At 61.3% G+C, this 17,425-nt stretch carries 16 protein-coding genes; 7 read left to right on the top strand and 9 right to left on the bottom strand.

Going from position 1 to position 17,425, the window contains the following annotated elements:
* The first annotated feature begins 34 nt into the window (after nt 1–34).
* Genes ACWHY3_RS08970 through ACWHY3_RS08960 form a run of 3 tightly spaced genes read left to right on the top strand, consistent with a single transcriptional unit; the run spans nt 35 to nt 2,343 of the window.
* A complete protein-coding gene (locus ACWHY3_RS08970) occupies nt 35–1,192 on the top strand; it encodes a glycosyltransferase family 4 protein (protein ID WP_303854370.1) in 1,158 nt (385 codons plus the stop codon).
* Nucleotides 1,161–1,718 (top strand): phosphatase PAP2 family protein, encoded by a 558-nt coding sequence (locus ACWHY3_RS08965; RefSeq protein ID WP_448128070.1) that lies wholly within the window; start codon nt 1,161–1,163, stop codon nt 1,716–1,718. The genes ACWHY3_RS08970 and ACWHY3_RS08965 overlap by 32 nt, the downstream gene beginning before the upstream one ends.
* A 55-nt stretch (nt 1,719–1,773) precedes the next feature.
* A complete protein-coding gene (locus tag ACWHY3_RS08960) occupies nt 1,774–2,343 on the top strand; it encodes an alpha-ketoglutarate-dependent dioxygenase AlkB family protein (RefSeq protein ID WP_448128069.1) in 570 nt (189 codons plus the stop codon).
* A gap of 120 nt (nt 2,344–2,463) precedes the next feature.
* Here the strand turns inward: ACWHY3_RS08960 and gcvT are convergent, their stop codons facing one another.
* Both gcvT and ACWHY3_RS08950 read right to left on the bottom strand, forming a co-directional pair.
* The gene (gene gcvT / locus ACWHY3_RS08955; RefSeq protein ID WP_448128068.1) at nt 2,464–3,576 is read right to left on the bottom strand and encodes a glycine cleavage system aminomethyltransferase GcvT; all 1,113 of its coding nucleotides are present in this window, start codon (nt 3,574–3,576) and stop codon (nt 2,464–2,466) included.
* 37 nt (nt 3,577–3,613) lie between these two features.
* Entirely contained in the window at nt 3,614–5,002 is a 1,389-nt protein-coding gene (locus ACWHY3_RS08950; protein WP_448128067.1) for an alanine/glycine:cation symporter family protein, read from the bottom strand.
* Nucleotides 5,003–5,517: 515 nt separating this feature from the next.
* Between ACWHY3_RS08950 and gcvH the strand changes: the two genes are divergently transcribed.
* Complete coding sequence (gene gcvH, locus ACWHY3_RS08945) at nt 5,518–5,922, top strand: glycine cleavage system protein GcvH (RefSeq protein WP_087719689.1); 405 nt, start codon at nt 5,518–5,520, stop codon at nt 5,920–5,922.
* A gap of 92 nt (nt 5,923–6,014) precedes the next feature.
* The gene (gcvP, locus tag ACWHY3_RS08940) at nt 6,015–8,915 is read left to right on the top strand and encodes an aminomethyl-transferring glycine dehydrogenase (RefSeq protein ID WP_448128066.1); all 2,901 of its coding nucleotides are present in this window, start codon (nt 6,015–6,017) and stop codon (nt 8,913–8,915) included.
* Between the two features lie 120 nt (nt 8,916–9,035).
* Here the strand turns inward: gcvP and ACWHY3_RS08935 are convergent, their stop codons facing one another.
* A complete protein-coding gene (locus tag ACWHY3_RS08935; protein ID WP_448128065.1) occupies nt 9,036–9,974 on the bottom strand; it encodes a LysR family transcriptional regulator in 939 nt (312 codons plus the stop codon).
* Between the two features lie 247 nt (nt 9,975–10,221).
* On the opposite strand from ACWHY3_RS08935, the gene ACWHY3_RS08930 reads away from it, so the two are divergent.
* Both ACWHY3_RS08930 and ppnN read left to right on the top strand, forming a co-directional pair.
* Nucleotides 10,222–10,551: a YfcL family protein gene (locus tag ACWHY3_RS08930; RefSeq protein WP_448128064.1), complete on the top strand. Its 330-nt coding sequence runs from the start codon at nt 10,222–10,224 to the stop codon at nt 10,549–10,551.
* A gap of 34 nt (nt 10,552–10,585) precedes the next feature.
* Complete coding sequence (gene ppnN, locus ACWHY3_RS08925) at nt 10,586–11,950, top strand: nucleotide 5'-monophosphate nucleosidase PpnN (protein ID WP_448128063.1); 1,365 nt, start codon at nt 10,586–10,588, stop codon at nt 11,948–11,950.
* 204 nt (nt 11,951–12,154) lie between these two features.
* Here ppnN and ACWHY3_RS08920 read toward each other — a convergent pair whose 3' ends face one another.
* The 6 genes from ACWHY3_RS08920 to rplT all read right to left on the bottom strand — a co-directional run bounded on the left by ACWHY3_RS08920 (nt 12,155) and on the right by rplT (nt 17,396).
* Nucleotides 12,155–12,526 carry a hypothetical protein gene (locus ACWHY3_RS08920; RefSeq protein WP_448128062.1) on the bottom strand — a complete coding sequence of 124 codons (372 nt, stop codon included), beginning with the start codon at nt 12,524–12,526 and terminating at the stop codon, nt 12,155–12,157.
* Nucleotides 12,527–12,540: 14 nt separating this feature from the next.
* On the bottom strand, nt 12,541–13,002 hold the full coding sequence (locus tag ACWHY3_RS08915; protein ID WP_087719683.1) for a flavodoxin domain-containing protein: 462 nt from the start codon (nt 13,000–13,002) through the stop codon (nt 12,541–12,543).
* A 130-nt stretch (nt 13,003–13,132) separates the two neighbouring features.
* Nucleotides 13,133–13,441: an integration host factor subunit alpha gene (gene ihfA, locus ACWHY3_RS08910; protein WP_087719682.1), complete on the bottom strand. Its 309-nt coding sequence runs from the start codon at nt 13,439–13,441 to the stop codon at nt 13,133–13,135.
* A 28-nt stretch (nt 13,442–13,469) separates the two neighbouring features.
* Nucleotides 13,470–15,851 carry a phenylalanine--tRNA ligase subunit beta gene (pheT, locus tag ACWHY3_RS08905; RefSeq protein WP_448128061.1) on the bottom strand — a complete coding sequence of 794 codons (2,382 nt, stop codon included), beginning with the start codon at nt 15,849–15,851 and terminating at the stop codon, nt 13,470–13,472.
* A 28-nt stretch (nt 15,852–15,879) separates the two neighbouring features.
* Nucleotides 15,880–16,899 carry a phenylalanine--tRNA ligase subunit alpha gene (gene pheS, locus ACWHY3_RS08900; protein WP_087719680.1) on the bottom strand — a complete coding sequence of 340 codons (1,020 nt, stop codon included), beginning with the start codon at nt 16,897–16,899 and terminating at the stop codon, nt 15,880–15,882.
* Between the two features lie 146 nt (nt 16,900–17,045).
* The gene (gene rplT, locus ACWHY3_RS08895; RefSeq protein WP_071230087.1) at nt 17,046–17,396 is read right to left on the bottom strand and encodes a 50S ribosomal protein L20; all 351 of its coding nucleotides are present in this window, start codon (nt 17,394–17,396) and stop codon (nt 17,046–17,048) included.
* Nucleotides 17,397–17,425 lie beyond the last annotated feature (29 nt).

Genomic DNA, 17,425 nt, shown 5'->3' with positions numbered 1-17,425 from the left:
GGACAGCTTCGCTGGCGTGGAAGGAGTCATCAAAATGCGCATAGCCCTGGTCAGTGAAACCTGGGCGCCGGAAGTCAACGGCGTCGCTCACACCCTGAGCCAACTTGCCAGCCACCTGGTCTCCAAAGGCGTCACGCTGCAGCTGATCCGACCCGATCCGGCGGGCGGCGAGCGAGACACGCTGGCGGAGCGGGATGTCCACGTCCGCGGCGTGTCGCTACCGATCTATGCCGACGTCCATGTCGGCTGGCCGTGCCGGCGTCGGCTAGTGCGGCTCTGGCGCCAGGAGCGCCCCGACGCTATCTATATCGCCACCGAAGGTCCCCTCGGCTGGTCAGCCTTGAATGCGGCGAGACACTTGCAGATACCGGTCGTCAGCGGATTCCACACCAACTTCGATCAGTACGCCAGTAATTATCACCTCGGCTGGAGCATTCCGATTGCCCGCCGCGGTCTGCGCTATTTCCACAATCGCTGCGATGCGACGCTGGTGCCCACGGTGGCACAACGTCAGGCCCTGGAAGACAGAGGCTACCGGCGCGTCTCGGTACTGGCGCGGGGGGTGGACGCCGAACGCTATCACCCCTTACGTCGGGATGCGGAACTGAGACGCCAATGGGGCGCCAGCCCTCACGATCCGGTGGCGCTTTATGTCGGCCGGCTCGCCAGCGAGAAGAATATCGAGCTGCTGGCCACCACCATGGCGGCCATGCAGCGGGCCAACCCGTCGCTGGTACAGGTGCTGGTGGGCGATGGCCCAGCGCGGAAGAACATTGCCCAGCGACTGCCCGACGCCGTGTTCACGGGCTTCCAGAAGGGAGAAGCCCTGGCGCGCCATTACGCCAGCGCGGACATGTTCATCTTTCCTTCGCTCTCGGAAACCTTCGGCAACGTGGTGCCGGAAGCGATGGCAAGCGGACTCGCCGTGGTGGCATTCGATCATGCCGCAGCGAAGGAACTGATCACCGATGACGTCGATGGACGGCTGGTCTCGCCGGAAGATGGCGACGGCTTCATCCATGCGGCGAGCGAGCTTTGCCAGCAACCGGCTCTCTACGCCCGCCTGGGCCGTCAGGCGCGCCAGCGCGCTTCAGGGCTGAGTTGGGCCCATATCGGCGACCGCTTTCTTGCCCATCTCATTCAGGTCCAGGGAACACAGCATGCCGCCACGCACTCAACGTCTCAGGTTTGAACAGCTGGATCGCGCCGAGAGCCGGCTCAGCCACTGGCTGGCGGAATTCTCGCGCCACGCGCCGACCCTCTGGCTATTCCGTCTGGTCAGCCGTCTCGGCGACTGGCCGGCCTGGGTCGCAGTCGCCTTGCTGCAACCTCTCCTGCAGGGTCAGCAGGGATGGCTGATCGCGGCACACTGGGGGCTGACGGCTAGCATAGCCGCTCTCGTGTATCGCCTGCTCAAGACCCGGCTATGCCGGGAACGCCCCTATATCACCTTCGACACCATCCGCTGCACGATGCCTCCGGTCGACCGTTACAGCTTCCCCAGCGGCCATACCCTGCACGCGGTAATGTTCAGCTGCCTGACCGCCGCGAGCAGTCCGCAACTGCTGCCGATCGTGATCCCGCTTGCCGTTTTGATCGCGATCTCGCGCGTGGTGCTGGGCCTGCACTATGTCAGCGACGTCATCGTGGGGGCGCTGCTGGGATTCGTTCTGGCCTGGGGCAGCGGACTGGCCGCCCTGTTCGTCTGGGGCGGGTAGCGCTGCCGTGTCCGAGCCGGATAGCAACGATTGGCAACGCATCGAAGAGTCGCCGATGCTGGCTCTGCTACCGAACTTTCTCGACGACGAAGAAGCTTCGCGGCTCCTTTTCGCGCTCGACCACCAGATTGAATGGACCTCTCCAACCCTTCAGCTCTACGGGCGTCGGCACGTCATTCCGCGCTCCCAGTGCTGGATGGGCGACCAGGAGGCTCACTATCGCTATTCCGGGCGTGCCTTTCAGCCACAACCGTGGCATCCGCAGGTCGAAAAGCTCAAGGATCGGGTTCAGCAGCTACTGCAGGCCCACGGGATGCCGTCGGCCGGTTTCAATAGCGTGCTGCTGAATCGCTACGCCAACGGCGAGCAGCGCATGGGCTGGCATAGCGACGATGAGCCGGAACTCGGCGAGGATCCGATCGTGGCTTCGGTATCGCTGGGTAGCGAGCGTCCTATTCGCTTTCGGGAGAAGACGGCCACACCTCGCCGCGCCTTCAACGTCTGGTTGCCCCACGGCAGCCTGTTACTAATGGGCCCCGGCGCACAGGCCAGATGGCAGCACGCATTGGCCCCACGAGCGATCGAGGGCGTTCGTATCAATCTCACTTTCCGACGGATTTTTTAGCGTCTCCGCGCTTTCCAGCTTCAGCGCCTCTGCCTGGAAACAAAAACGCCTCCCTGATTTGGGGAGGCGAATGAAGATAACGGTATAAATGGAACTCGGCGGCTTTGAATCCTGCGTCGATTATCCGCGATAGTAGTTGGCCGGCACAAATGGCATCGCGCTGAGAGTCATCGGCAACCGCTTGCCACGGACATCGGCATAGAGTGTCGTGCCTTTCTCGGCCGCCTCGATCGCTACGTAGGCCATGGCGACCGGCGCCCCGATGCTGGGCCCGAAGCTTCCCGACGTGACCTGCCCGACCTCGTGGTCATCCGCGTCGAACAGTTTGGCACCCTCCCGCACTGGCGCCCGGCCCTCGCCGATCAATCCGACGCGACGGCGGCGGTGATCCTTGGCTTGCAGTTGATGCAGCACCATATCGGCCCCGGGGAAACCGGCCTCCCGCTCGCCGCCAACACGGCGCGGCTTGCCCACGGCCCAGGAGAGGCTCGCCTCGACGGGCGTAGTCGTGGTGTCGATATCGTGACCGTAGAGGCAGAGGCCGGCCTCGAGACGCAACGAATCCCGCGCTCCGAGGCCGATCGGCTCGACTTCCGGCTGATCGAGGAACCAGCGCGCCAGCGCTTCGGTGGCCTCCGCCGGTACCGAAATCTCGAACCCATCCTCACCGGTGTACCCGCTGCGACTGATCCATAGCTCATGACCCATCACCTCGAAACGGCCATGCTGCATGAACACCAGTTCGCAGGCAGCCGGGCAGAGACGCTGCATGACGTCGCGAGCCTGCGGGCCTTGCACGGCCAACAAGCCCCGATCCAGAACTTCCACATCATGGCCGGCACCGAGGCCGGTGCGCATCAGCGCAACGTCCTGATCCTTGCACGCCGCGTTGACAACCACGTACAGCGAATCGCCATGATTGACGATCATCAGGTCGTCCAGGATGCCGCCTTCGCTGTTGGTGAACAGGGCGTAGCGCTGCCCGCCTTCGGCCAGCCCCACGACATCGGCGGTCACCAGGGTTTCCATCGCCGCGGCGGGGGAAGGCCCGGTCACTCTCACCTGGCCCATGTGAGAGACGTCGAACAGACCACAGGCCCGACGTGTGTGCTCGTGCTCCTTCTTGACGCCCAGCGGATACTGCACGGGCATGCTGTAGCCGGCGAACGGCACCATCTTGCCACCGAGCTCTTGATGCAGCGCGAACAGCGGGGTCTGTTTCATAGTAGACATCGAAGTCTCCAGTTAAGCGCAGAGAGAAAAGTCATGCTTATCGATCACGGCCTTCCAGCGCCTCTCCCGGCAGAACGGTCTTGCCGGCGAAGTGATCGCGAGTCAGCTTGAATACGACCGGGGACAACAGCGCCAGAGCGATCAGGTTCGGGATCGCCATCATCGCATTGAAGGTGTCCGCCACCAGCCAGATGAAATCCAGCTTTGCCATGGCGCCGACCGGCACCGCCAGCACGAACAGAATCCGATAGAGCAGAATCGCCCGGTCGCCGAACAGGTACTGAAAACACTTCTCGCCGTAGAACGACCAGCCCAGGATCGTCGTGAAGGCGAATATCGACAGCGCGATCGCGACGATATGCTGGCCGATACCCGGCAGTGCGCTATCGAAAGACAGCGAGGTCAATGCCGCGCCGCTTTCGCCATCCAGCCAGTGGGCCGAAGTCAGAATGACCAGCGCGGTCATGGTGCACACGACCAGCGTATCGATGAACGTCCCCAGCATGGCGATCAACCCCTGACGGACCGGGTTACGCGTCTGCGCGGCCGCATGCGCGATCGGCGCACTGCCCAGGCCTGCCTCGTTGGAGAAGATCCCTCGCGCCACACCGAAGCGAATGGCGGCAGCGACCGCAGCACCGGCGAAACCGCCGCTGGCGGCGATGGGCTGAAATGCGTGCGCGAAGATCGTGCCCAGGGCGCTACCGATCTGATCGGCATTGATGATCAGCACGACGACACCGGCTGCGAAGTAAGCCACGGCCATCAATGGCACCAGCTTGCCGGCAACGCTGGATATACGTTTGATGCCGCCCAGAATGACCGCGCCGGCAAGCGCCATGATGATGACCCCGGTCAACCAGGCAGGCACGCCGAAGGACGTCGTCAACGCGTCCGCCACGGAGTTGGCCTGCACGGTATTGCCGATACCGAAAGCCGCCACGGCGCCGAAGAAGGCGAACATTCCGCCCAGCCACGCCCAGCGCTTGCCCAGCCCGTTACGAATGTAATACATCGGCCCACCGACATGATCGCCCCGGGAATCGGTCTGCCGATACCGCACCGCCAGCACGGCTTCGGCAAACTTCGTTGCCATCCCGACCAGCGCGGTCAGCCACATCCAGAACACCGCCCCGGGGCCACCGAGCGCAATGGCCGTGGCCACACCGGCGATGTTTCCCGTTCCTATCGTGGCTGAAAGAGCCGTCATCAGCGCGTTGAACGGTGATATCTCGCCATCGTCACGACTGTCGGCATCGCTGCGGCGGCCACCCCACAGCAAGCTGAAACCGAGCCCAAGCTTGCGAATGGGCATCAACTTGAGCCCCAGTTGCAAGTAGATACCGACCCCGAACAGCAGGATCAGCATCAACGGGCCCCAGACCACGCCGTTGATGGCGCTGAATATCGTAGTGAGTTGATCCACGTCGAACTCCATTTATTGGGTTGTTGTCGCTGTCAAACAGGCCAGAGCGTGCCGGGATAGCCATGAACGCTCATTGATGGCCAAAACGTGGCAACGATAGAGGATTCCACTACGCATCCACAATGATCCCAAAGCCTTCATTCCTCTTTGCCATGGGCCTCAGCGTGTCCTTGGCTACCTTAGCGAAAAGCCCTTTCTGTTTCCAATAAGAAACACGTTACCCCGATCTCGACGGGAAGCGCCAAGTCGCCAAAAATGCAGATGCCATCCCTCGATGCCCTTGCTGTCACCGGCGCCCGGCCAAGCGCCCTCGTCACGAGGTCGCCACCACGCCGCAAGAGGCGGGAAACACCATTCCAGGACTGGACGTTTCCCGGATCTGGGCTCAATCTAGTAACGCGATTCCTGTTCAATTGAGCGGGAAGCAGGTGGGACTATGCCAATCGACGTCACATTGATGCATAATGCCCACCAAAATCACCCGACTCGAAATTTGTTTCGTATAGGAAACTCTCATGAGCGAAATCCCCAACAACCTGCTCTATACCGACAGCCACGAATGGGTGCTGGACAACGGCGACGGCACGGTGACCGTCGGCATTACCGATCACGCTCAGGAGGCACTGGGTGACGTGGTCTTCGTCGAATTGCCGGAAGCTGGCCGCGAACTGGATGCGGGCGACGAATTCGGCGTCATCGAGTCGGTCAAGGCCGCCTCCGACCTCTACTCGCCGCTGGCGGGTGAAATCGTCGAGGTCAACGAGGCGCTGGAGGACAGCCCCGAGACCGTCAACGACTCCCCTTACGGTGAAGGGTGGATACTCAAGCTGCAATTGGCGGATCAGGGCGATCTGGAATCGCTGATGTCGGCCGAGGCCTACTCTGAACTGGTCGCCGCCGAGGAAGATCAAGACGGCTGATCGGTTCCCCCCGCGTCCTCAAGCCATGACCGTTCGGTGGTGCACCATCGAACGGTCGACTCCCTCTCCCTGCCAACCTCCCCGGATAGATCATGCCCACCGAGACTCGACCGTTAACCGACCTGACCAATCACGCCGACTTCCTTCAGCGCCACAATGGCCCTGCGCCCGGCGATATCAGCGAAATGCTCAAGACGCTCGATATGCCATCGCTGAAGACGCTGATCGACCGCGCTATTCCCAAGGGAATTCGTCTCGAAGGCGATCTGGCTCTGGATGGCCCGCGCGGAGAGGCGGAGGCGCTGGACTACCTGCGGGGGCTGGCACGGCAGAACAAGGTGTTCAAGAGCTATATCGGCCAAGGCTACTATCCGACGCACCTGCCGGCGGTGATTCAGCGCAACGTGCTGGAGAACCCGGGCTGGTATACCGCCTATACCCCGTACCAGCCGGAAATTGCCCAGGGGCGTCTCGAGGGGCTTCTCAATTTCCAGCAGATGGTGATGGACCTGACCGGCATGGCCATCGCCAACGCCTCGCTGCTTGATGAAGCGACGGCAGCTGCCGAGGCGATGGCGCTGTGCCGGCGTGCGAACAAGAAGCACAAGAGCCAGCGCTTTTTCGTGGCGGACAACGTGCTTCCGCAGACCCTGGACGTCCTGCGTACGCGAGCGGCCTATCTTGGCTTCGAGCTGGTCGTGGCGCCGGCAGCCCAACTCGCCGAAGAAGACGTGTTCGGCGCCCTGCTGCAATATCCGGGCGTCGACGGCGATATCGGTGACATCGAAGGCATCGTTGCCGAGGCGCGCTCGCGTCAGATCATGACTTGCGTAGCGGCGGATCTGATGAGCCTGGTCATGCTCAAGGAGCCAGGCGCCATGGGCGTCGATATCGTACTGGGCAACTCCCAGCGCTTCGGCGTCCCCATGGGCTATGGCGGCCCACATGCAGCCTTCTTCGCAACCAGCGAGGCGCTCAAGCGTTCGCTGCCGGGCCGCGTCATCGGTGTCTCCAAGGATAGCCGTGGACGCCCGGCGCTGCGCATGGCGATGCAGACACGCGAGCAGCATATCCGCCGCGAAAAGGCCACGTCCAACATCTGTACCGCGCAGGCGCTGCTGGCGAACATTGCGGGCTTCTACGCCGTCTACCACGGTGCCGAGGGTCTCCGCACCATCGCCGGCCGCATCCATCGCCTGACGACGCTGCTGGCGTCGGGCCTCGAACGCCATGGCATCGCCCTCAAGCACGACAGCTGGTTCGATACCCTGACATTGACCGGAGTGGACAGTCATCGCATCCAGGGACGCGCCCTGACCCACGAGATCAATCTTCGTTATCCCGCCGACGGCGAGGTCGGCGTGAGTCTCAACGAAACCACCACCGCCGCCGACCTGGCGGCACTGTTCGACGTGCTGATCGGCGAAGAGCATGGCTTGTCGGTGAGCGAGCTCGACCGGGAGGCCGTCGAGCGCGGCGCCAGCGGGATTCCGACCGCCTACCGTCGCGACAGCGAGTTTCTCCAGCATCCCAATTTCCAGCGCTTCCGCAGCGAAACCGAAATGCTGCGCTATCTCAAGCGGCTGGAAAATCGCGACCTGTCGCTCACGCACGCGATGATCCCGCTGGGCTCATGCACCATGAAGCTGAACGCCACCAGCGAAATGATTCCGATCACCTGGCCCGAATTCGCCAACATTCATCCGTTCGCCCCCAGCGAACAGACGTCCGGCTATCGTCAGATGATCACCGAGCTCAGCGATTTCCTGACCGAGATCACCGGCTACGACAACATCTCGATGCAGCCAAACTCCGGCGCCCAGGGCGAGTATGCTGGGCTGGTCGCCATTCGTCGCTACCAGGCCGCTGTCGGCGAAGGTCATCGCGATATCTGTCTGATTCCCAGCTCGGCGCATGGTACCAACCCCGCCTCCGCCGCCATGGCGCAGATGAAAGTCGTCGTCGTCGAATGCGACCGGGACGGCAATATCGACATGGCCGATCTCGAGGCCAAGGCTGCCAAGCACCGCGACAATCTTTCCGCGATCATGCTGACCTATCCGTCGACCCATGGCGTCTTCGAGGAGAATGTCCGCCAGGCCTGTCAGCTCATCCACGACAATGGCGGCCAGGTCTATATCGACGGTGCCAACATGAACGCCCAGGTCGGTCTGTGTCGTCCCGGGGACTACGGTGGCGACGTCTCGCACCTCAACCTGCACAAGACGTTCTGCATTCCGCATGGCGGCGGCGGCCCGGGCATGGGCCCGATCGGCGTCAAGGCGCATCTGGCCCCCTACTTGCCCAACCATGTCGTGACCCCGCAGGAAGGCATCGAGAAGAACTCGGGCGCCGTCTCGGCTACCGCCTTCGGTAGCGCTTCGATCCTGCCGATCTCCTGGGCCTACATCAAGATGATGGGCGCTCGTGGTCTGCGCGAAGCGACCGAGCTGGCTATCCTCAATGCCAACTACATCGCCAAGCGGCTGGCGCCGCACTATCCGGTGCTCTACCAGGCCGCCAACGGCACGGTCGCTCACGAGTGCATCCTAGACATGCGTCCGCTCAAGGCGACTTCGGGTGTCAGCGAGGAGGATATCGCCAAGCGTCTGATGGACTACGGCTTCCACGCTCCGACGATGTCCTTCCCGGTCGCCGGGACGCTGATGGTCGAGCCGACCGAATCCGAATCCCGCTACGAACTCGATCGCTTCTGCGATGCGATGATCGCCATCCGTGAGGAGATCGCGCGAATCGAGTCCGGCGAATGGCCGAAGGATTCGAACCCGCTGGTGATGGCGCCGCATACCATGGCGGATATCACCGAGGAGATCTGGGATCGACCCTACTCCCGCGAGCAGGCGGTCTTCCCCTCGGAAGCCGTGCGCGATGCCAAGTACTGGCCGGCCGTCAATCGTGTCGACAACGTCTTTGGCGACCGCAACCTGATCTGCAGCTGTCCGCCGATCGATGCCTACCGCGACGCGTCATAGGTTGACGCTGCATTAGAAAAACCAGAACGGCCGCTCGATGAGCGGTCGTTCTCGATTCCAACGATTATCTGATTCCGACGATTATCTGGTAGACGACGCACCGAGTAAGCGCATCGCGGGCTATCGGACTTCCTCGCTTCCCGTCGTTTCCAGCGTGGGAAGCTCGCTGTAGCCGTAGAGAGCATTGAGACGCTGCTGACGAAACGACTCCAGCAGCTGGCGATAGCGTTTGGGCAGCTCGACATCCGTCCGCGACACCAGGTGCAGTGTCTCGTAGACCGGCTGCGCCAATGTCATCTCCTTGACCTGACGCTGCCATGGCGAGGTTTCCAGTACAGGCCGGGAGACCACTGTGAATCCCAGGCCGCGGGCCACTGCATCCAGCACCTGGCCCACCTCGTTGGTGAAACCCTGGCGCGGAAAATGGCTCATGCTGCGAAATTCGCTGCCGAAGTTGCTCCGCAGCAGGAGACTGGCATTGGTATTGCCATCGTTGTAATTGACGAACCCCAGCGCCAGCAGCTCGCTGAGGGTGGTTCCCGTGAAATCCGCCGGCACCACCAGACACAGGGGTTCCTGATGCCATGCCTCGAAGGTCAGATCGGGCTGCTTGCTGATTTCGGTGACGATGCCAACGTCGTAGCGCCCCGCCACCACGTCATGCGCAATTTCATGGTTGAACGCAAAACTGTAGTTGACCGTCAGCCCAGGATGCATCTGCTGATAACCCAACAGGAACGGATAGAACATCAACCCGACACTACCCGGTGAGGCGATGCGACACTCGCCGCTGTCCGGAGAGTCGTCATCCAGCGAATGACGGAAATGTTCGTGCTCGGCAAATAGCTTGACCGCATAGTCATAGGCCCGACGGCCGGGATCGGTCAACGAGAAACGACGGCCGTGACGATTGAGCAGGGAGCGGCCGAGATACTCCTCGAGCTTGCGCACGTGCTGGCTGACGCCTGGCTGGGTCATATCGAGTTTGCGCGCGGTCTGGGTAAAGCTACCCGTCTCGACGAGCATCATGTAAGTACGGAAATACTGGGCGTTGAACATGGGAATTCGAACCACTCAAGCTGTACGGCAGTTGAAAGCGCTTCGACCCGGAATGCGCCGCAGACCGCATTTCGATAACGCCTCGTTGTCAGATACGAACGTTACAATCATAACAATTTATAGGAAAAACCGCACCTGTTAACCACCTCAACCGCTACCTCAGCCACTGCCCGACCACGGTCGTCGCGTAGCACTGTTTGCCAGCCGCCCCCGACACATCCAGCCCCACTGCGACGACCAGCCGCTCATGTTAGCATTGGCAAGCTCTCACTCAGGATTGAATAACCCTATGTCTGATCCCTTTGCGCAGCGCGCCAAGGCCGTGCAGCAAACGCTACTTGTGATGGAAGAAAATGCCGATGACAGCGAGCTTTTCGCCCTAGGCTACATGATTCCGCAAATTGGCCTGGTACAGGAAATGGCCGAATACGATCCGGCCGAAGTCGAGGCCGAAGATTTCGATGCGACCTACTGGCAGTGGCTGGAGAGCACGTTCGCCCAGGACAACATGAGCGATGCCGACCAAGAGCAGATCGCCTCTCTCTGGCAGACCGCCGCCGAACGCGCCGATCTTTGAATGACCGATATCTACTTCCATGAGGATGCCGTCCATGCCTGAGACGCTATCAACCATCGTTTCCCCCGAGGGTAGTCTCGAGGTGCTGTCTCAATCCGAGGTCAATCGACTGCGAGACACGTCGACGAGCGGCCTTCACGATCTGGTCAGGCGCTGTGCGCTGGCGATTCTCAATTGCGACACCCCCACCGACGATGGCCTGGCGGTAATGGAAGCCTATCAGGATTTCGACATCGAGGTTCTGCAGCAGGATCGCGGCATCCGACTCAAGCTATCCAATGCCCCGGCCTGCGCGTTCGTCGACGGACGCATGATTCGTGGCGTGCGGGAACAGCTTTCCGCGGTACTGAGAGACATCGTCTACGTCTACAACGAGATCCAGAACAACCCCAAGTTCGACCTGGAAACCAACGAAGGGTCGACCAACGCGGTCTTTCACATCCTCCGCAACGCCAGCACCCTGCGCACGGCGCAGGAACCGAGCATGGTGGTGTGCTGGGGCGGGCACTCGATTACCCGCGAAGAGTATGACTACACCAAGGCCGTGGGTTATCACATGGGCCTGCGCGGGCTGGATATCTGCACCGGCTGCGGCCCGGGGGCCATGAAAGGCCCGATGAAAGGCGCCAACCTCGCCCACGCCAAGCAGCGCCGCAAGGACAGCCGCTACCTGGGCATATCCGAACCCGGCATCATTGCCGCCGAATCGCCCAACCCAATCGTCAATGAACTGGTCATCATGCCGGACATCGAGAAGCGTCTCGAAGCTTTCGTGCGCATCGGCCACGGCATCGTCGTGTTTCCGGGCGGTGTGGGCACGGCGGAAGAGATCCTCTATCTGCTCGGCATTCTGATGCACCCGAAGAACCGCGATATCCCGTTCCCGGTCATCTTTACCGGCCCGGAAAGCGCACAGGCCTATTTCCAGCGTATCGACGAATTCCTGCGCTACACCTTGGGCGAAGACGTGGGCCGGTACTATCGTATCGTGATCGACGATCCGATCACGGTGTCTCGCCTGATGCGCGACGGCATTCAGGAGGTTGCCGAATTTCGTCGCGAGCAGAATGATGCGTTCTACTTCAACTGGCGGCTGAATATCGAGCGCGGATTCCAGGAGCCCTTCGAACCGACTCACGAGGCCATGGCAGCGCTGGCGCTTCACCATGACCAGCCCAACCACATCCTGGCCGCCAATCTGCGTCGCGCGTTCTCGGGAATCGTTGCCGGCAACGTCAAGGAACCCGGCATCCGCGCCATCGCAGCCCGTGGCCCCTTTCGGCTGCATGCAGAGCCTGAACTGATGTCCCGCCTGGATGCACTGTTGACGTCATTCGTCGCCCAGGGCCGCATGAAGCTGCCCGGCAAAGAATACGTGCCCTGCTACACCCTTGGCTAAGCGCAACGATTCGCTGGGCCGCTGACGCAAAGCGCGGCGTTTGGAAGTCGGAAACGGTGGATCTTGGAGACGAAGACGGCGGGCCAATTGGCCCGCCGTCTTCGTTGATCGAGAAGTCTAGAGCAAGAACGCCTGTTGAACTTCACGCATGTATCAGGCAGACGGGTCTAGCATCAATCAAACCTGGCTCGATCAATCCGGTTCTCAGTGACGACGCCGCCAGATTCGAACGACCACATGGAGCAGCAGACCCAGTGCCGCGCCTTGCGACAGGATGACCGCCCAATGATCGGCCGCCACGTCCGCCCAGTGCCAGGCGCCAATCAACAGGCAACCGATCAACAGACATCCACCCAGATGCTTGATCGCGGCGGGACAACGCTCCCGCTGTGCTGAAGCCATCAATCGCCAGAACGCAACCAATGCCACGGCGATCGCAATCATCAGAATCGCGAGCAAGGCCAGACGCGTCATATCGTGCTGCAACCAGTAACGTGGCAGCGATACCAGCATGACCAGCCACAAGCCCAGCAGCGTACTCCAGCGCGTGGCGGTCAACGTTCGCGCAGCAGCCAATGATTGCGGCTCCTTCACGTCGCGAGACCTTCGTCTTCGATCCATGTCTCCACCCAGGGCACGGCAGCGTCGTCGGCCATGAACGTTTCCATGGCATCGATTTCGAGACGTTCGCCAAGACGCTGCCCGCCCAGATCGGCAAGCAGCTCGTCAAGCGCTCTCCCGGAACCACAGAAGGTATCGCCGTAAGAGCTGTCTCCCAAGGCGATCAGACCGTAACGCAGAGCAACGAGACTCGGCGGTTGCGACTTCAGTTCATGCACGAAAGGGACAAAGTCACCAGGGAAATCGCCGCTCCCCGTGGTGGAGACGCAGAACAACGCCAGGTCCGGCATGTCCTCGGTCAAGTCGCTCAGACTCGGTTGCTCGATCACGGACACCTCGTAACCCGCCTGCTCGAACAACGGCGAAACCTGTTCCGCGACATCCAGCGCACCACCATAGACGGTGCCGACGAAAATCTTCAGCTTGGGCATAACACTCGGTCAGCAATGGATTTGCGCGGGAGCTTAGCACAGCTCGCCCTTCGGCCTCACGCCGCGTGGCCTCAAACGCGACCGCCTGCCAGCTTGCGCTGGCAGGCGGTCGATGGATCACGGGCTCGGCTCAGTCTTCTTGCAGCTCGCCGTCGAAGCTTTCCACCCTGGCCTTGAGCTTCTGTCCAGGGCGGAAGGTAACGACTCGTCGGGCGGAGATCGGAATCTCCTCGCCCGTCTTGGGGTTACGTCCGGGCCGCTCCCGCTTGTCCCGCAGATCGAAATTGCCGAAGCCGGACAGCTTCACCTGCTCGTTCTCGCGCAGACAGCCGCGAATTTCCTCGAAGAACGTCTCCACCATGTACTTGGCCTCCCGCTTGGAAAAACCCAGTTCGGCATGAAGATGCTCCGCAAGCTCAGCTTTCGTCAGCGCTCCCATGATCGCTCCCTTCGCGCAGGATGACAGATCAACTCCGCAGCTTGGCACCGAAGCGCACTTGCGCGACTTCCACCACGTCTGCGATTAACTGATTGATTTCTTCATCATTGAGAGTGCGCGAAGGATGCTGCCAGGTCAAGCCCAGGGCCACGCTCTTGTCACCATCGTCCACCCCTTTGCCGCGGTACACATCGAATAGCTGCCACTGTGTCAGCCAGTCGCCGGCCCGACTTCGAATGGCATCGATCAACGGGGCGATCTCGACCTCTTCCTTGACCACGAATGCCAGATCCCGACGCACCTCCGGATACCGGGACAGCGGCTTGAATTTCGGTATCGATCCCTGGACCAGCGCTGCTTGCTCCACTTCGAAGACGTAAACCTCGGGCTTGATATCGAGCTGGGCACGGATGCCGGGGTGCAAGGCCCCCAACCAGCCGACGACCTTGCCATCACGACAGAGCTGTGCGGAACGCCCCGGATGTAATGCAGGATGCGTTGCGGCGACGAAAGTCCACTCATCGGCCTGTCCACCCAACGCGATCAAGCTTTCCAGATCGCCCTTCAGATCGTAGAAATCGACCGTGTCACGATGGGCGGACCAACCTTCCACGTCTCGGGAACCGCAAATCAGGCCACCGAACATCGGCGTCTGGACCAGTTCGTCCAGCTCGCCCTGGAATACCAGTCCAGCCTCGAACAGCCGCACGCGGTGCTGCTGACGGTTGAGGTTATGCATTAGCGCCTTGAGTAACCCCGGAAACAGACTATACCGCATCACCGACATGTCGCTGGAGATCGGGTTGGCCAGCGCCGGCGAGACTGCGTCCGGCGTAATCAACGCCTGGAGATCCGGCGATACGAAGCTGTAGGTGACGGCCTCCTGATAGCCGCGAGACACCATGTGGCGGCGCAGATGTCGCAACGGCAGAGACGCTTCGTCGTCTGTCGTCAGGCCGAGACGCGCCTGCGGGCGACGTACCGGCAGCCGGTTGTAACCGTGAATGCGAGCGACTTCTTCGATCAAGTCCTCTTCGATGGAGACATCGAAACGCCAGCTCGGGATCTGCACGTGCCAGCTCTGATCCGCCGCCGTGCTGGCCATTCCCAGCGACTGAAAGATGCGATGAATCTCCTCGTCGGACAGACGGACGCCCAGGCAAGCGGACAGCCGCTCGCGACGAAGCTCGACATCCGGACGCCGAGGCAGATGCGCCGGCTGTGTTACCTCGGTAATGGGTCCCGGGGAACCTCCAACGATGGCGATCAGCAGCTCGGTGGCCCGCTCCATGGCCGAACGAGTGATCTCGGGATCCACGCCGCGCTCGAAACGGTGCGAGGCATCCGTATGCAACCCGAAATTGCGCGCCTTGCCCGCCACCGCGAGCGGTGAAAAGTAAGCGGCTTCCAAAAACAGATTACGCGTCTCGCCGGTCACCCCGGTCGCCTCGCCTCCCATCACACCCGCGATGGCCAGCGCACGATCCTGGTCGGCGATGACGAGCGTGTCCTCGTTCAACACCACTTCCTGGCCGTCCAGCAGCGTAAGACGCTCATCGGCATTCGCCCGACGGACTTCGATCCCGCCCTTCAAGGCATCGAGATCGAAGGCATGCATCGGCTGCCCCAGTTCGAGCATGACATAGTTGGTCACATCGACCGCCGGATCGATGCTTCGAATCCCGCTGCGACGCAGGCGCTCCTGCATCCACAATGGCGTACTCGCCGTGACGTCGACATCACGGATGACGCGGCCCAGGTAGCGCGGGCACCGCTCTTCGTCGCTCACGGCGACCGGGAACTGCGCATCATGGCTCGCCTCGACCGGGGCGATGCTCGGTTCGACGGCCTCTGTTCCGGTTACGCAACCGACTTCCCGCGCCATGCCCCGCAGGCTGAGGCAGTCGCCGCGATTGGGGGTCAGATCCACCTCAATGGTGTAGTCATCCAGCTGCAACCAGGCCCGGAAATCCTCACCGACAGGTGCGTCTTGCGGCAGGACATAAATTCCCTCCGAACGCCCTTCTTCCAGGCCGAGTTCGGAGGCAGAACAGATCATCCCGCGAGATTCGACGCCACGCAGCTTGGCTTTCTTGATCTTGAAATTTTCGGGGAGCATTGCACCGACGCGCGCGAAAGGCACCTTCTGGCCAATATCGACGTTAGACGCACCGCAGACGACCTGAACCGGCTCCCCGGAACCATCTTCGACCTGGCAGACATTGAGCTTGTCCGCATCGGGATGCTGGGATTTGGCGACGACCTCGGCTACGACAACGCCCTGAAAAACGGCACCGACCGGCTCGACGGCATCGACTTCCAGGCCCGCCATGGTAACGGCGTCTGCCAGAGCCTGCGTATCGAGCGCCGGTGAAACCCATTCGCGCAGCCACGCTTCGGAAAACTTCATCTTGATACTCCTTGACTGGGCGACGGATTCAGTTGAACTGACTCAGGAAACGCAGATCGTTGTCAAAAAACAGCCGCAGGTCATTCACCCCGTAGCGCAGCATGGCCAGCCGCTCCGCCCCCATGCCGAAGGCAAAACCGGTATAACGCTCGGCATCGACGCCCGAATGGCGAAATACCGCCGGATGAACCATCCCGCATCCCATCACCTCGAGCCATCCGCTATGTGAGCAGACACGACAGCCATCGCCTTGGCACATCACGCACTGAATATCGACCTCGGCCGAGGGCTCGGTGAACGGAAAATAGGATGGCCGGAAGCGCACCTCCAGATCGTCTCGCTCGAAGAACGCCTGCAGGAAGTCGGCGATCGTCCCCTTCAGGTCGGCAAAACTGACGCCTTCGTCGACCAGCAGACCCTCGACCTGATGGAACATCGGCGTGTGGGTCAGGTCGGAATCACTGCGATAGACCCGCCCCGGGCAGACGATGCGAATAGGGGGCTCCTGCGACTGCATGGTACGCACCTGCACCGGCGAGGTGTGCGTCCGCAAAAGACGGGTGGCGTCGAAATAGAAAGTATCTGCCATGCCGCGCGCAGGATGATGCGCGGGAATGTTCAGCGCTTCGAAATTATGAAAATCGTCCTCGATTTCCGGACCGACGGCGACCTCGAAGCCAATGTGTTGAAACAGGGATTCGATACGCTCCAGCGTCTTGGTCACGGGGTGCAGGCCACCATTGGCTTCGCCCCGTCCCGGCAGGGTGACATCGATGCGCTCCGCCTCGAGCCGAGCCTGCATGGCGGCTTGTTCGATCACCTGCTTGCGATGCTCGAGCTCCTGCTGCAATGCCTGCTTGGCCTCGTTGATACGCTCACCGGCAGCCGGTCGCTCTTCGGGTGATAGTTGACCCAGGCCCTTGAGCAAGGCCGTGATCTCGCCTTTCTTGCCCAGAAAACGCACACGCACCTGGTCGAGAGCCTGGGCGTCTTCGGCCGCGGCAATGGCCGCCTTCGCCTCGTTGACCAGGGCAGGGAGATGATCCATCCGTCGAGCTCCGCTTATCGTTCGTTACGCAGCGCCGTCGGTCACGAACGACGCGGCGATGCAGTATAAAAAAACAGGGGAAGAGCAGCTGCTCTTCCCCTGGATAGGTCACATGACTCATCGCCCTCGAAGGGCAAAATGACCTGTTATGCAGCTTTGGCTTTCTCGACGATTGCGGCGAACGTCGCTTTCTCGTGAACGGCCAGATCAGCCAGCACCTTACGGTCGATTTCGATACCGGCCTTCTTCAGACCTGCCACGAAACGGCTGTAGGACATGCCATTGACACGAGCCGCCGCATTGATACGCGTGATCCACAGAGCGCGGAACTGGCGTTTACGCTGGCGGCGGTCACGATAGGCATACTGACCGGCTTTGATAACGGCCTGCTTGGCTACGCGGAAAACACGCGAACGCGCACCATAGTAACCCTTGGCCTGCTTCATGATCTTCTTGTGACGACGACGTGCGACGACACCACGCTTGACGCGAGACATAGTACTCTCCTGACGTTAAAAACTGACGA

It is taken from the genome of Salinicola sp. NYA28a (assembly GCF_976982775.1).
This window is presented reverse-complemented; position numbering and strand designations above follow the sequence as displayed.